This window comes from Streptococcus sp. CF7_Ac1-12, from assembly GCF_024295905.1.
Taxonomy (GTDB): Bacteria; Bacillota; Bacilli; order Lactobacillales; family Streptococcaceae; genus Streptococcus; species Streptococcus mitis_AP.
The window spans coordinates 1-14,252 of record NZ_JANCPG010000016.1 but is presented as its reverse complement, the minus strand read 5'-3'; the positions used below and the strand labels follow the sequence as shown (position 1 = coordinate 14,252).

The window sequence follows — 14,252 nt, the reverse complement described above, 5'->3', positions numbered from 1 at the left end:
ATAACATAATTCAAGCAAGTGTAAATGTTTTCACTCCGCTTTTCTTTTCATGTCAAGCCTTTTCAAAGCAAACGACTTATGATAAGATAGGCAGGTATGCGTTTAGATAATTTATTAGCCCAAGAAAAAGTTAGCCGAAAGGCCATGAAACAAGCCTTACTCAAAGGGGACATTCTCGTCGATGGTTGCCCAGCCCGCTCCCTAGCCCAAAATATCGATACAGGACTACAAAAACTCCTTTTTCAGGACCGTATCATTCAAGGCTATGAACACACCTACCTTATGCTTCATAAGCCTGCTGGTGTCGTTACAGCCAACAAAGACAAGAAACTTTCAACCGTCATGGACCTCCTTCCGCCTGACATCCAGTCTGACAAGCTCTATGCCGTCGGCCGACTGGACCGAGATACGACAGGACTCCTTCTCTTGACTGACAACGGTCCCTTGGGCTTTCAGCTCCTCCATCCCCAGTATCATGTCGATAAGACTTATCGAGTTGAGGTTAATGGACTTCTGACACCTGACCATATCCAAGCATTTCAAAAAGGAATTGTCTTTTTAGATGGCACTGTCTGTAAAGCTGCAAGACTAGAGATTCTATCTGCAAGTCCTTCCCTCAGTCAAGCCTCTATCACTATTTCAGAAGGGAAATTTCACCAGGTTAAGAAAATGTTCCTCTCGGTTGGTGTTAAGGTGACCTCCCTCAAGCGCACCCATTTTGGACCTTGTAACTTGGATGATAATCTTCAAGAAGGAGACTATCGTCCCTTAAACTCAGAAGAGTTAGCAAGTATTCGTGAATTTCTTAGAAAAAGTGGTTAAAAAATGAGCTCGGAAACATCCAAGCTCATTTTCTTATTTCTCAACTTTGACTTTCCCTCTCCAAGAATCCAAACCATAAGAAAGGATATAAATCTCAGAAAAACCTTGTTTTTTCAAGTAAAGGGCCGCATTTGTGACACGCTGCGCACGTTGGTTTTCGTAAAGAAGGACAGGTTTATCCTTACGAAGGGCTGCAAGACTAGTCTTCAACTGACTTGAAGGGATATTGCGTGCACCAAGGATATGCTTTCTGTGAAATTCAGCTGGGTCGCGCAAATCAATCAATTGACCCGTACGAATCAAGGCTTCAAATTCCTCATTGTCCACAATTTTAGCCGCACGGCGAATACGAAGATAATTAAAGCCCATCCATGCCAACATTGCTAGTATAAATGCCCACAAAATCCAAGTAACCATTAGTTCATTTCTCCATTTTTCTCAATATAATCCAATTCTACCTTGTGCTCTCTGCGAAGAACCGCTTCTGCTTCTAGATAGTCTAATTTGTCCATCAACCCTGCATCGTAAATCCGAGAGAGTTCCAACTTCATCAGTTCAATATCATATAAGCGTTTTCCCATGTAAACAATAATACCAAATCGTTTGAGGAATTGCTGCACATCATAGAATGTTTTCATAAGACTCATTCTAGCAAATTTTTGTGTTTTTTTCAAGAAGAGACCCACACAATACTCCTGATTTTCCTATCTTCTTTGGCGATTCTGACGCAAGTGTGGTACAATAAAAACATGAGAATTCAACAATTACATTATATTATCAAAATCGTCGAAACTGGCTCCATGAATGAGGCAGCCAAGCAACTCTTTATCACTCAACCTAGTCTTTCCAATGCAGTAAGAGATTTGGAAAATGAAATGGGTATTGAGATCTTTATCCGCAATCCCAAGGGAATCACCTTGACCCGTGATGGGATGGAGTTTCTCTCTTATGCCCGTCAAGTTGTCGAGCAAACCCAGCTTCTGGAAGAACGCTATAAAAATCCTGTCGCCCACCGCGAACTTTTTAGCGTTTCCTCTCAACACTATGCCTTTGTAGTCAATGCCTTTGTCTCTTTGCTCAAGAAAAGTGATATGGAGAAATACGAACTCTTCCTTCGTGAAACTCGGACTTGGGAGATTATCGACGACGTCAAGAACTTCCGTAGTGAGGTCGGTGTCCTATTTTTTAACAGCTACAACCGTGATGTTTTAACCAAAATGCTGGATGACAACCACCTGCTGGCTCATCATCTCTTTACCGCCCAACCGCATATCTTTGTCAGCAAGACCAATCCTCTGGCAAAGAAAGATAAGGTCAAACTATCTGATTTGGAAAACTTCCCTTACCTCAGCTATGATCAAGGAACTCACAACTCCTTCTACTTTTCAGAAGAGATTCTCTCGCAGGAATACCACAAAAAATCTATCGTAGTCAGCGACCGTGCTACCCTCTTTAATCTCTTGATTGGTTTGGATGGTTATACCATTGCGACAGGGATTTTGAACAGTAACCTCAACGGAGACAATATCGTTTCTATCCCACTAGATATTGATGACCCTATCGAGCTGGTCTACATTCAGCATGAGAAAACCAGCCTATCTAAGATGGGCGAACGCTTTATCGACTATCTACTAGAAGAAGTCCAGTTTGATAATTGAGAAATAATAAGAACCAATATGTAGGCTAGCAACAACCTGCATATTGGTTCTTTTTACTTATAATTAAAAGTCTCCCCTGCCAACTTATCAGCTAGCTTGGGAAAAAGGGTATAAAACTTATGAGCTAGGTTCAACAACATCGGTAGATTGAGTTCTCGTTTGTTTTTTCCTATAATCTTGACAATCTTTTTAGCCACTGCATCTGGTTTCAACAGGAAGCGTTCAACCGACTTGAGATAGGTACCATCTGGGTCGGCTTGGTCGAAAAATCCTGTTCGGATTGGTCCTGGATTGACCGTCGTTACATAAACACCATAAGGCATGAGTTCGAGGCGCAGAGCATTTGAAAAACCAATAGCCGCGAACTTGGTCGCTGAGTAGAGACTGGACTTGCCAGTAGCAATCAAACCTGCCATGCTGACGATATTAATGATATGACCTTTTCGGCTTTCCTTCATACGAGCTGCAAGGCGTCGAGATAGATTCATCAGGGCAAAAGTATTGACCTCGAACATCTGATGAATATCTTGGTCGGAAATCTGGTCAAATTCCTCAAAGATCCCGTAACCAGCGTTGTTTATCAAGACATCAATCCTGCCGTAGCGATGATAAAGGTCTGCTACCAGAGTTTCTATGGCTGAGTCATCGGTAATATCGATTTCCATCAATTCTGCATGGGGATGGTTTCCATAGAGTTGAGCTAATTTTTCCTTATTTCGACCAAGCAAGATGAGTTGGTCATTTGGCAGGAGTTTGACCATTTCTTGGGCTAGACCACCGCTAGCTCCAGTAATGAGAATAGTAGGCATACTGTTCCTTTCTCAATCTTTTAGATTTCCACTTCTTCCAAGTCTTTGACCACATGGACATTTTCAAAGACACTAGCCGCATCTTTCTTGAGCTTGCTGATATCTTTTGAGAGGAAACGAGCACTGATGTGGTTGAGTAAGAGGCGTTTGGCACCTGCTTCTACTGCAACCTGTGCTGCCTGCATATTGGTTGAGTGACCATGGTTACGAGCAATTTTCTCATCTCCCTTGCCATAAGTGGATTCATGGACCAGGACATCTGCATTAACAGCCAGACGCACACTGGCATCCGTTTTTCGAGTGTCTCCTAAAATAGTGATAATTTTACCTGGACGTGGAGCTGAGATATAGTCTGCTGCCTTGATTTCAGTTCCGTCTTCCAAAACAACATCCTGGCCGTTCTTGATTTTCCCAAAAAGTGGGCCAAATGGGACACCAGCAGCCTTGAGTTTTTCAGCATCAAGCGTTCCTTCCAAATCCTTTTGCATGACACGATAACCAACACAGAAAATAGTGTGGTCCAGCTCCTCTGCATACACTGTGAATTTATCGGTTTCAAGGATTTTCCCTAAAGAATCTTGATCAAACTCATGAAAATGAATACGGTAGGGCAGGCGCGAACCTGACACACGAAGGCTGGTTAAGACAAAGGACTTAATCCCTTGCGGTCCATAAATTTCCAAATCTGTCTGCTCTTCATTGGCCTGAAAGGCACGGCTAGAAAGAAAACCTGGTAAGCCAAAGATATGGTCTCCATGCAAGTGAGTGATAAAGATTCTGCTGACCTTACGTGGTCGAATTGTGGTTTCAAGAATGCGATTTTGCGTACCTTCTCCACAGTCAAAGAGCCAAACTTCGTTAATCTCGTCCAAGAGTTTCAGGGCGAGACTGGAAACATTGCGGGCTTTAGAGGGCTGACCTGCCCCCGTTCCTAAAAATTGAATATCCATTCGATACTTTCTAATTAATCAATATATAACATGGCTGTGCGGTTTTCCGATCGGAAATAGCGCTTGCCAGAAAAAGCTCTAGCTTCTTGCAGTAAATCCTCTTGGCTGTAGCCTTTGAGACGCTTACGACCGTCAGCCAAGCTTTCCAAATCAGTCAAAGCTGTGAGATTTTCCACACTAACAACTTCCTCGTCCCCGACATCCTTCATGTAAATCTTGCCAGACTCCTCAAATACTAGCTGATGAGGGAAAATTTGCGCAATTTCAAAGAGTAAGTCATCCGAGATTACCTCTTTATTTTCAGAGAAAATCCGACCAAGACCCTCACTCTCATAACAAAAACCAAAGGATTTACCAGACAGATTAAGCCGAACAAAAGGCTTATTTTCTAAGGTGAAACTTGGCTCAGCGTTGTAGAGATTCAGCTCCTGACTGAGTTCCGCAAAATAATCCGTCGCAGCCTCAGGACTCTTTTTCTGATATAGTTCTGCAAAGTAAGCATTGACCACGCTAGGCGGAGGAGTGATCAGTGCCAACTGCTCTTGCTCTGCTTTACCAGCTAGAAGTTGATCCAGATAGACCTTATCTAGACTTGTATAGCCCCCATATTTTAGAGCCAAGGTTTTGATATCAGTCATAAAATTCTTCTAACCTCCATTTGTTTTTCTCAGAAATGTAGCCTGTAATCACTTCACCGTCATCCTGATAATCACGTTCTTCCAAAATCGCAACACTTTCTAAATCATGAATCTTGTAAGATTTTGAAAAAGGCACGCGCAGGGTAAAGAATTCAAAAATATCCTTGATTTTCTCTAAAAATAGTGCCTGCAAATTTTCACGACTATCCTCAGACTTAGCAGAAATCAGAGCATAAGGTGTTTGGGTCGGCATAAAATTCTCCACCAAATCCGCTTTATTATAAAGGGTCAGGCGAGGAATATCTTCCATTTCCAAATCTTTCATGATGGACAGGACTGTTTTTTCATGCTCCTCGTGGTAAGGATTGCTGGCATCAATGACATGAACCAGAAGGTCCACATGCTTGCTTTCTTCCAAGGTTGACTTGAAACTAGACACCAACTCTGTCGGTAAATCTTGGATGAAGCCCACGGTATCTGTCAAAGTTACTTGGAGATTACCCCCCAGATGGATACTCTTAGTCGTCGCATCCAAAGTCGCAAAGAGCTCGTCTGCTTCATACTGGGTCTTACTGGTCAAAGTGTTCATGATAGTTGACTTCCCAGCATTGGTATAACCAATCAAACCAATCTTAAAAGTGCTGGACTCCAGACGTTTTTCTCTGACAGTCGCCCGATTTTTCTCAACAACCTTGAGCTGGCGCTCGATATCCGTGATCTGGTTGCGAACGCTACGACGGTTCAGCTCCAGCTGGCTTTCACCAGGTCCACGGGAACCAATTCCCCCTGCCTGACGGCTGAGCATGATTCCCTGACCAACCAAGCGAGGCAAGAGATATTTGAGCTGGGCTAGGTGGACTTGGAGCTTCCCTTCATGGCTTCGAGCTCGCATGGCAAAGATATCCAAAATCAACTGCATACGGTCAATGACCTTAACACCCAGAACTTCCTCTAGATTAACATTTTGCCGTGGAGTTAAACGGTTGTTGACGATGACAGTGGTAATTTCTTCTGCATCCACCATAAGCGCAATTTCTTCTAACTTACCAGAGCCGACGAAGGTCTTGGAATCATATTTTTCACGTTTTTGTCTGTAGCTATCTACAACGACTGCCCCAGCAGTCTTAGCTAGACTGGTCAATTCTTCCATGGAGAGGTCAAAATTGTCCATACCCTGTAATTCCACACCGATGAGCAGGACGCGTTCCTCTTTTTTCTCCGTTTCAATCATCTAAAAACTCCTCTATCTGGCTTAAAATGCGGTCTTGTACACCAGATTCTCCAATCTGATAAAAGGTGACCTGCATGCGATTACGGAACCAGGTCAACTGACGCTTGGCAAAACGACGAGTCGCCTGTTTGAGACTCTCACTAGCTTCCTCCAAGGTTTGCTCTCCACGGAAATAAGGAAAGAGTTCCTTGTAGCCAATTCCTTTAGCAGCCTGCACATCTGGATAATGGTCAAAGAGCCACTTGGCCTCATCCAAAAGCCCAGCCTCAAACATTAGATCTACTCGGCGATTGATACGCTCATAAAGATGACTGCGTTCATCATCCAAGCAGATAATCAATGGTTCATACAAGGTCTCTTGATTTTCCAAATCCTGACCAAAATGGGCGATTTCCAAGGCACGCATAGCACGACGACGATTAAACTGGGGAATTTCAAGACCTGCTTGCTCTACCAGATGGGCTAACTCCTCATCTGAAAAAGGTTCTAAACTAGCTCGGTAAGCTAAAATTTCCTCATGTGGTGTCTCTCCACCGAGATGATATCCTTCTAGTAGACTCTGTATGTAAAGCCCTGTTCCACCAGCGATAATGGCAAGCTTGCCACGACTGTGAATATCCTCAATAGCCATCTTAGCTTCTGAAACAAAATCAAAAGCCGAGTAAGACTCGGTTACCTCTCTAACATCGATTAAATGATGAGGAACAGCTGCCTGCTCTTCTGGACTAGCCTTGGCCGTCCCAATATCAAGTCCTCGATAGACTTGCTGGCTATCTCCACTAACCACTTCGCCATTAAAACGCTTGGCCACTTCAATGGCTAGAGCCGTCTTTCCAACTGCAGTCGGTCCAACAATCACAATTATTTTTGTTTTCATCTTTTTTCCTTGAAAAATTCCCATTTTTTCGTTACTATTATTATAACACAAAAAGGTCAGTCAGAAAAATGTGACCTCTTGAGGAGGCTGGCTGATTGAGAATATAAAGGAGGAAGACTCATGGCTAAAGGATTCGCTAAAGGTCTTGTAACAGGTGTCGCAGGAACTGTCGCTGCAGTTGCAGGTGCAGTATACGCATTTAAAAAGAAAGTGATTGAACCAGAAGAGCAAAAAGCAGCTTTCATCGAAGAAAACCGTAAAAAAGCAGCTCGCCGCCGCGTATCACGTTAAGAAATAAAAGAAGTTGGGATTTATTTTCTCAACTTCTTTTTCTATTCTTTTAAATAGCCAGGTCAAACTTCAACTGTGGTTTGACAGGGGCATAATCCACTAACTCAAAATCCTCTGCTTTGATATCAAAGAAATTGGTCTTATCTGGCACATTTAAAACCAAACGTGGTTGGCAGTTTGACGGTTCACGACGAAGCAATTCCTGAGCTTGTTCAAATTGATTGTCATAGATATGGAGGTTGTTGATAAAGTAGAAGAACTTTCCAACCTTCCAGCCAAAATGCTTGGCAATCATCATTTGAAGAGCCACATACTGCATAGCATTGATGTGGTGGGCTACTAGCATGTCATTCGAACGCTGAGTCAAAGTCGCATCCAGATAGATCTCCCCATCTACACGGCGAACATCAAACATGGTCTGAAAGGCGCATGGGAGTAGCCCATCTGTTTCTTCGAAAGCTTGGTAATCCCAGAGGGAGATGATATTTCGGCGGTTCCAAGGGTTGGCTTCCAACTGTTTGAGAAGCTTATTGATAATATCGTGTTTCTTAACAATAGCACCATAGCGCTCACCGATGGTTCCTGTATTTTCCACTTCCCAGTCATTCCAGTAGTGAACATTGTACTTGCTATTTAGCACCTCTAGGCTATTTGACTGATCTTGGTAAATCCAGAGAACTTCCTTAATGGCGGATTTGATAGCGATAGGACGCAAGGTTGTAATGGGGAATTCTCCTTTTGCCAAGTCATACTCTGCAAAGGCACCCGTTACATACTTGGAATTGGCAACGGTCCCATCCTTGTACTTGGGACGAGCCTGCTCAGAAAAGACACCGTCTTTGAGGATTCGTTCAATATTTTCTTTAAAAATCGTATCTGCTTTTGTCATTTACTCTCACCTCATTTATTTCCTAACTAGTATAGCATAAAAAAGAAAAGAGGAACATTACTAACTCTAGGTTAGCATTTTTCCCCCTTTTATTATTTTATTGCAATACAAGTGATGCTGCTCCGATAACCCCAGCGTCATTTCCTAGAGTTGCAAGAGCTAATTTAGTAGATGTGCGTACTTGTGGGAAAGTATTTTCATCGTAGACTTTTTGAACACCTTGTAGGAGGAATTCTCCTGCGGCTGACACACCACCACCGATTACGATTGTTGATGGGTTTAGGATTGAACCGATGTTGGCACAAGCAATTCCCAAGTAACGTGAGAAGTTACGGTAAACGATCAATGCAAGGTCGTCCCCTTCTTTTGCAAGGTCAAAGACAGTCTTAGCAGTCACTTCTTCTCCATTATCAATCAAGCGTTTCAAGGCTGCATCGCCTTCGTATTCATCGGCATAGCGACGAGTCAAGTTGACAATACCTGTTGCTGAAGCAACTGTCTCAAGGCAGCCTTTTTTACCACAAGTACATGCGATTGGTTGGTCAAAGTCAACAGTGATGTGGCCAAGCTCACCTGCTGCACCAGCAACACCGTGAAGCAATTTGCCTTCTGCGACGATACCGCCACCAACACCTGTACCAAGTGTCATAAAGACAACGTCGGGTTGGTTGTCACCAGCCCCCATCCAACGTTCACCAAGAGCAGCTACGTTGGCATCATTATCGATGAAAAATGGAATGCCCAAGGCTTTTTCAATCTTTTCTTTGATTGGTTGAAGGGTTTTCCAGTTCAAGTTGTAGGCACCAATAACAGTTCCTTTTTCACGGTCAACCACACCTGGTGAACCCATTCCAATACCTTTGAAGTCTGCTGCTGCCAATCCAAGCAAGTTCAAACGATGTTGAATAGACTCAATCATATCATCAACGATATGACTTCCCTCATCCAAAATGTTGGTCTTGATAGACCACTTTTCTTGGATTTCTCCTGCTGTTGTCAAGATTGCAAATTTGATAGAAGTTCCACCAAGGTCAATCCCAATAATCTTTTGACTCATCATATTCTCCTTTTTCATTATGAATTAATTGAAAATGCTTACAGATATAGTATAACAAAAACTAATCGTTTATGCAAAGGTTTGCATTAGATTTCTGAATTTTATCCTGACTTATGGTTTCCAGAGACCTGAAGCATCTACATAGTAACGACCTCCATCAACTCTCTCATTTTTAGCCATTTTGCCATCTGATTTCAAATAGTAATTGCCTTGCCATGTATTGCGAGCGTATGAACCATCTGATTTCAAGTAATACCAGGCTTGATAAGAAGAGTCATAAACCCACTCACCTTGTGCCATTTTACCGTTTGATTTAAGGTAATAAGCACCTTGCCATGCATTCTTTGCATAGGAACCATCTGATTTCAAATAATACCACGCTTGATAAGAAGAGTCATAAATCCATTCACTCTGTGCCATTTTACCATCAGCTTTCAGGTAATAGCTTCCCTGCCATGCATTTTTCACTGGATTTCCATTTCCGTCAAAATAGTACCAAGAACCGTCCTGCTTAACCCAACCACTTGCTGTGGATGAAGTTGTATCGGTTTGAGTTGTAGCCGCTTGTTTTGCTTTAAAAGCACCCTTAGGAGCATTTTTCAATTCGCAAGCCACACCATCATGATCACGGTCTAACTTGGCAGAATAACCAGGTTCTCCCTCGTGAATATCTACGTATCCATTCGCCCAAGCTTCTTTACAACTAGAAAAATGAATGTTTTCTTCTGCTAACACAGGTTGTGAAAACAAGGCTAAAACTGGCAAGGTAGCCAGACTCATTTTTAAAAATAGACGTTTATTCATTTCTTTCTCCTATAACGATGTTATCGATTTCACTATTATTTTATCAAACTTATTTCAGCAATTCAAGGAAAGGTTTAATCTGTTCAGCAAACTCTTTTGGTTTAGCCTTATTCAAGACATGAGGACCATCTGGTATAATCTGAAATTGAGATTCTGATATTAGTTTATGAAGACTTCTCATAGAATTAAGATTCGGTTTATCTTTGCTGCCACAAATTAGTAAGGTTGGATAAGGACAAGTTCTTGATATATCAGTTAAATCAAGTGTCTTCAATTCCTCAGAAACTCCGACCATAAGAGCTTTGTCTGCTCCCTGTTTTTCAAATACCCTTTTGGGAAGTAATTTAAATATCAGCAACTGAACATAAAATAGGATATTCCCTGATAATTTTAGCGGGCATCCTGACAGAACCAAAGCTCGAAGATTTGGTAAATCATAACTGGAAAGTTCTAGTGCCAGGGCAGCACCTAAGGACAATCCAATCAAAACAAAAGGTTCTGTCTCTTGAGCTAGGTGCTGATAAACTCTCTCCTTGACTTTTTGATAGCTGTTAACTTCAGAAAAAAATAACTCGATAGCCTCAGAAGGATAATCTGTCAGTAAATCCCGAACTTCTTTCCAAGACTCTGCTGACTGCCCTAAGCCGTGTAAAAATATCAGTTTCATCTACTCCTCCTGTAAGATTAACTCATACAAACCTCTCACGGCATTACAGCCGTAAATAGCTTCTGCTTGGGTTAAATCTGCCAAGGTCAAGACTTTCTCTTCTATCTGTCCTGTTTCTAGTAAATGCTGACGGTAAATTCCTGGCAAGATTCCAAGTCGGATAGACGGTGTGTAGAGTTTCCCAGCGATTTTCAGAACCAAATTTCCAATAGAGGTTTCAAGTAATTCTCCTCTTATATTGTGGTAAATCTTCTCGTGTTTTCCTAAATTCAAATGCGGTCGGTGAGTGGTTTTAAAGTAGGTAAAGGCTTGTTGCAAATTTGCTTCCTGAAGGCAAAGTTTTGCTTGGCAGAAGGTCGGACTGAGAGATTCCAATGCTTGACAATCAACTGCTATCTCTCCAGATTTGCTAAGGCTAATTCGCAAGCGGTAGTCTTGATTAATGTCACAAGCCTGACACTCTTCCTCTATCTTTTGTTTCAAGTCTTCTACATCAAAAGGAAAAGCAAAATACCGACTAGCTGTTCTCAGTCTTTCCAAATGTTGTTCTTCAAACAACAAGTTCTTCTGACTGATTTTTCCAGTCGTAATCAGTTGGAAACGAGCTTGTTTACGATAGAGAACAGCTGCCTTTTGATGAACCTCGCGGTATTCAGATTCCCAAGTGCTATCCCAAGTAATGCCACCACCCACTCCATAGATGGCTTTGCCTTGATGCAGTTGAATGGTCCGAATGGCCACATTAAAAATCCGTCGCCCATTTGGAAGTAAAAGACCAATCGTTCCACAGTAGACTCCACGCGGTTGTGGTTCCAACTCCTTAATAATTTCCATAGTCGCTATCTTAGGAGCTCCTGTGATGGATCCACAAGGAAAGAGAGAGCGAAAAATGGTAACCAAGTCCACATCTGCTCGCAACCGACTCTTGATGGTCGAAGTCATCTGCCAAACAGTTGAATACTGCTCTACCTGACACAGACGCTCCACATGCTCACTCCCCACTTCAGAAATACGGTTCATATCATTGCGCAAGAGATCCACAATCATCATGTTTTCAGAGCGATTTTTTGGGTCCTGTTCCAACCAACTGGCCTGCTCCAAGTCTTCTTTGTCGGTCACGCCACGCTGAGTTGTTCCCTTCATTGGTCGCGTTGTCAACTCGCGGTCATTTTGCTCAAAAAAGAGCTCTGGGCTCATGGAAATCACTGCCATTTCATCATGATCAACATAGGCATTGTAGCCCGCCTCCTGCTCTACCACCATACGATTGTAGATGGCAAAAGGATTGGCACTCAAGTCCTGTTTGAGTTGGACAGTGTAGTTGACCTGATAGGTGTCACCCTGCCGCAAATGATGGTGAATCTGAGCAATCGCCTTTTCATAATCCTCTGAGGACGTCACTTCCTGCCAATTTGAAGGTAAATCAACCTCATCATAAGTCAGAGGAATAGGGGATGTTTCTACCCTATCATGAACTGTAAAATAAAGCAGGTACTCTGCCAATAAAGGAGCTTTATGAACTGCTAATTTCTCCTCAAAAGCAGGTGCAGCCTCATAGCTGACATAGCCCACCACATAGTAGCCTTGCTCTTGGTAGCTTTCCACTTGTGCCAGCAAATCTACCACTTCTACTACATTTCTCGTTTTCAACTCTTTAATAGGCTGGGTAAAGGTGTATCTCTCCCCCAAAGCTCTAAAATCAATTACTGTTTTTCTATGCATACCTTAAGTATAGCACAAAATAAGAAAACCCTCATCCGCAAAGCAGATGAGATTATCTTTAGTCCCGTCACGTATCTTCTGGTTAGAGAAAAAACTCTCCTAGTAGCTATTTTGCTCTAGGAGAGTTTTAAGAATAATATTATCCACTTAGTCTCAAAAAAGGAGTTGCGACCTTTAGAAATCGTTATTGATTTTCTAATTTATCTTCTTCATCTTCTTTTCGACGACGAGCAATAAGACCAAAACCAAGTATTGCACTAGCTGCTGCTGCAACCATTGCCGTTATGGATTCTGTTGTGCCTGTATTTGGCAATTCTCTAGCCACTACACGCTGATTAGTAGCTACTTGCTGATTCTCATTTTCAAGTTGTGAGATAGGAAATGCTACACTATCTTTCACTTTAGCTTTGGCTTCATCAGTTTTCAATACTTGGTCTATTGCTTGTTTTTCCTGTGGTTTTTCTTTAGAAGTTGGATTAGCTGAGTTTACATGAACTCCAGCACTTGCTCCAACTGCCGGTCTAATTTGTGCAATCGGATTGACTGAGTTCACTTCTTCAATACCAGTTGACTTAGCTTGGTCGACTTCTGAGTTGGTTGTGGCATTATCGATGGCTGCTTTTGCTGCATCAGCTTTGGCTTTCGCTTCAGCCTTAGCCACGGTTTTCTCTTCGTCTGTTAAGTCTGTGCGAGCATCAATCTCATCGTTCTTAGCTTTTAGGGCATCAGCTATTGCTTGCTTAGCTGCAGGTTTTGCTTGCGCTGTTGGAGTGACTGAGTCTACTGACATTGTTCCAGTTGACTTAGCTTGGTCGACTTCTGAGTTGGTTGTGGCATTATCGATGGCTGCTTTCGCTGCATCAGCTTTCGATTTTGCTTCAGCCTTAGCCACGGTTTTCTCTTCGTCTGTTAAGTCTGTGCGAGCATCAATCTCATCGTTCTTAGCTTTTAGGGCATCATCTATTGCTTGCTTCGCTGCAGGTTTTGCTTGCGCTGTTGGAGTGACTGAGTCTACTGACGTTGTTCCAGTTGACTTAGCTTGATCGACTTCTGAGTTGGTTGTGGCATTATCGATGGCTGCTTTTGCTGCATCAGCTTTGGCTTTCGCTTCAGCCTTAGCCACGGTTTTCTCTTCGTCTGTTAAGTCTGTGCGAGCATCAATCTCATCGTTCTTAGCTTTTAGGGCATCATCTATTGCTTGCTTCGCTGCAGGTTTTGCTTGCGCTGTTGGAGTGACTGAGTCTACTGACATTGTTCCAGTTGACTGAGCTTGGTCGACTTCTGAGTTGGTTGTGGCATTATCGATAGCTTCCTTGGCTGAGTCGGCTTTTACTTTCGCTTCAGCCTTAGCTGCAGTTTTCTCTTCGTCTGTTAAGTCTGTACGAGATTCTATCTCGTCATTCTTAGCTTTCAGAGCTTCATCAATTGACTTCTTAGCTTTTGGCTTCGCTACTGCTTCTGGATTTACATTATTTACTTCTGTTGTTCCAGTCACCTTAGCTTGTTCTACTTCCGCATTTGTTGTTACGTTGTCGATGGCTTCTTTCGCTGCATTTGCTTTTTTCTTAGCTTCTACCTTAGCCTCAGTTTTCTCTTCGTCTGTTAAGTCTGTGCGAGCATCAATTTCGGCATTCTTAGCTTTAAGAACTTCGTCGATGGCTTGCTTAGCTTCTGTCTTCGCTACTGCTGCTGGATTGATTGATTTTACTTCTTTTGTTCCTGCAGTTTTAGCTTTTTCTACCGCATCGTTTGTTGTTGCATTGTCAATCGCTTGTTTAGCTGCATCAGCTTTGGCTTTCGTATCTGCTTTTGCTGCAGTTTTTTCTTCGTCTGTTAA

15 protein-coding genes and 1 pseudogene are annotated in these 14,252 nt (G+C 42.5%); 3 read left to right on the top strand and 13 right to left on the bottom strand.

The window, feature by feature from the left end; genetic code table 11:
- The first annotated feature begins 96 nt into the window (after positions 1 to 96).
- Complete coding sequence (locus NMM17_RS08060; protein WP_001235028.1) at positions 97 to 822, top strand: 16S rRNA pseudouridine(516) synthase; 726 nt, start codon at positions 97 to 99, stop codon at positions 820 to 822.
- Positions 823 to 855: 33 nt separating this feature from the next.
- Here NMM17_RS08060 and NMM17_RS08055 read toward each other — a convergent pair whose 3' ends face one another.
- Positions 856 to 1,239 carry a rhodanese-like domain-containing protein gene (locus NMM17_RS08055; RefSeq protein ID WP_000259253.1) on the bottom strand — a complete coding sequence of 128 codons (384 nt, stop codon included), beginning with the start codon at positions 1,237 to 1,239 and terminating at the stop codon, positions 856 to 858.
- Positions 1,239 to 1,508, bottom strand: coding sequence for a YqgQ family protein (locus NMM17_RS08050; protein ID WP_000522400.1), 270 nt, complete (start codon positions 1,506 to 1,508; stop codon positions 1,239 to 1,241). Before NMM17_RS08050 ends, NMM17_RS08055 begins: the two co-directional genes overlap by 1 nt.
- Before the next feature lie 63 nt (positions 1,509 to 1,571).
- Between NMM17_RS08050 and NMM17_RS08045 the strand changes: the two genes are divergently transcribed.
- Positions 1,572 to 2,480, top strand: a complete 909-nt coding sequence (locus NMM17_RS08045; RefSeq protein WP_025171438.1) for a LysR family transcriptional regulator — start codon at positions 1,572 to 1,574, stop codon at positions 2,478 to 2,480.
- A gap of 53 nt (positions 2,481 to 2,533) precedes the next feature.
- Here NMM17_RS08045 and NMM17_RS08040 read toward each other — a convergent pair whose 3' ends face one another.
- The 5 genes from NMM17_RS08040 to miaA are packed head-to-tail and all read right to left on the bottom strand — an operon-like array spanning position 2,534 to position 6,985.
- A complete protein-coding gene (locus NMM17_RS08040; protein ID WP_001142138.1) occupies positions 2,534 to 3,289 on the bottom strand; it encodes an SDR family oxidoreductase in 756 nt (251 codons plus the stop codon).
- Positions 3,290 to 3,309: 20 nt separating this feature from the next.
- Positions 3,310 to 4,239 carry a ribonuclease Z gene (gene rnz, locus NMM17_RS08035; protein WP_000354349.1) on the bottom strand — a complete coding sequence of 310 codons (930 nt, stop codon included), beginning with the start codon at positions 4,237 to 4,239 and terminating at the stop codon, positions 3,310 to 3,312.
- Between the two features lie 14 nt (positions 4,240 to 4,253).
- Positions 4,254 to 4,877, bottom strand: a complete 624-nt coding sequence (locus NMM17_RS08030; protein WP_000129686.1) for a hypothetical protein — start codon at positions 4,875 to 4,877, stop codon at positions 4,254 to 4,256.
- Positions 4,870 to 6,108 (bottom strand): GTPase HflX, encoded by a 1,239-nt coding sequence (gene hflX / locus NMM17_RS08025; protein WP_000573185.1) that lies wholly within the window; start codon positions 6,106 to 6,108, stop codon positions 4,870 to 4,872. Before hflX ends, NMM17_RS08030 begins: the two co-directional genes overlap by 8 nt.
- Complete coding sequence (miaA, locus tag NMM17_RS08020) at positions 6,101 to 6,985, bottom strand: tRNA (adenosine(37)-N6)-dimethylallyltransferase MiaA (protein WP_000850200.1); 885 nt, start codon at positions 6,983 to 6,985, stop codon at positions 6,101 to 6,103. The genes hflX and miaA overlap by 8 nt, the downstream gene beginning before the upstream one ends.
- 120 nt (positions 6,986 to 7,105) lie before the next feature.
- On the opposite strand from miaA, the gene NMM17_RS08015 reads away from it, so the two are divergent.
- Positions 7,106 to 7,276 (top strand): DUF3042 family protein, encoded by a 171-nt coding sequence (locus NMM17_RS08015; protein WP_001051780.1) that lies wholly within the window; start codon positions 7,106 to 7,108, stop codon positions 7,274 to 7,276.
- 49 nt (positions 7,277 to 7,325) lie between these two features.
- On the opposite strand, the gene NMM17_RS08010 is transcribed toward NMM17_RS08015, so the two are convergent.
- From NMM17_RS08010 to NMM17_RS07980, 6 genes and pseudogenes are all read right to left on the bottom strand, one after another.
- On the bottom strand, positions 7,326 to 8,165 hold the full coding sequence (locus NMM17_RS08010; protein ID WP_000158619.1) for a thymidylate synthase: 840 nt from the start codon (positions 8,163 to 8,165) through the stop codon (positions 7,326 to 7,328).
- A gap of 97 nt (positions 8,166 to 8,262) precedes the next feature.
- Positions 8,263 to 9,222: an ROK family glucokinase gene (locus NMM17_RS08005; protein WP_000078567.1), complete on the bottom strand. Its 960-nt coding sequence runs from the start codon at positions 9,220 to 9,222 to the stop codon at positions 8,263 to 8,265.
- A gap of 117 nt (positions 9,223 to 9,339) precedes the next feature.
- A pseudogene (locus tag NMM17_RS09640) lies at positions 9,340 to 10,026 on the bottom strand (excalibur calcium-binding domain-containing protein); the annotation flags it as partial.
- Positions 10,027 to 10,075: 49 nt separating this feature from the next.
- Positions 10,076 to 10,693, bottom strand: a complete 618-nt coding sequence (locus NMM17_RS07990; RefSeq protein WP_000766567.1) for an alpha/beta fold hydrolase — start codon at positions 10,691 to 10,693, stop codon at positions 10,076 to 10,078.
- Positions 10,694 to 12,415, bottom strand: coding sequence for an aminodeoxychorismate synthase component I (gene pabB, locus NMM17_RS07985; protein WP_254754211.1), 1,722 nt, complete (start codon positions 12,413 to 12,415; stop codon positions 10,694 to 10,696).
- A gap of 184 nt (positions 12,416 to 12,599) precedes the next feature.
- A partial coding sequence (locus NMM17_RS07980; protein WP_254754210.1) for a DUF1542 domain-containing protein occupies positions 12,600 to 14,252 on the bottom strand: 1,653 nt, incomplete at its 5' end.

What these genes read in the sequence shown, in the direction of transcription:
- NMM17_RS08060 (WP_001235028.1), top strand. Translation starts at nt 97, where the DNA reads ATGCGTTTAGATAATTTATTAGCCCAAGAAAAAGTTAGCCGAAAGGCC.
- NMM17_RS08055 (WP_000259253.1), bottom strand. Translation starts at nt 1,239, where the DNA reads ATGGTTACTTGGATTTTGTGGGCATTTATACTAGCAATGTTGGCATGG.
- NMM17_RS08045 (WP_025171438.1), top strand. Translation starts at nt 1,572, where the DNA reads ATGAGAATTCAACAATTACATTATATTATCAAAATCGTCGAAACTGGC.
- NMM17_RS08040 (WP_001142138.1), bottom strand. Translation starts at nt 3,289, where the DNA reads ATGCCTACTATTCTCATTACTGGAGCTAGCGGTGGTCTAGCCCAAGAA.
- rnz (WP_000354349.1), bottom strand. Translation starts at nt 4,239, where the DNA reads ATGGATATTCAATTTTTAGGAACGGGGGCAGGTCAGCCCTCTAAAGCC.
- NMM17_RS08030 (WP_000129686.1), bottom strand. Translation starts at nt 4,877, where the DNA reads ATGACTGATATCAAAACCTTGGCTCTAAAATATGGGGGCTATACAAGT.
- hflX (WP_000573185.1), bottom strand. Translation starts at nt 6,108, where the DNA reads ATGATTGAAACGGAGAAAAAAGAGGAACGCGTCCTGCTCATCGGTGTG.
- miaA (WP_000850200.1), bottom strand. Translation starts at nt 6,985, where the DNA reads ATGAAAACAAAAATAATTGTGATTGTTGGACCGACTGCAGTTGGAAAG.
- NMM17_RS08015 (WP_001051780.1), top strand. Translation starts at nt 7,106, where the DNA reads ATGGCTAAAGGATTCGCTAAAGGTCTTGTAACAGGTGTCGCAGGAACT.
- NMM17_RS08010 (WP_000158619.1), bottom strand. Translation starts at nt 8,165, where the DNA reads ATGACAAAAGCAGATACGATTTTTAAAGAAAATATTGAACGAATCCTC.
- NMM17_RS08005 (WP_000078567.1), bottom strand. Translation starts at nt 9,222, where the DNA reads ATGAGTCAAAAGATTATTGGGATTGACCTTGGTGGAACTTCTATCAAA.
- NMM17_RS07990 (WP_000766567.1), bottom strand. Translation starts at nt 10,693, where the DNA reads ATGAAACTGATATTTTTACACGGCTTAGGGCAGTCAGCAGAGTCTTGG.
- pabB (WP_254754211.1), bottom strand. Translation starts at nt 12,415, where the DNA reads ATGCATAGAAAAACAGTAATTGATTTTAGAGCTTTGGGGGAGAGATAC.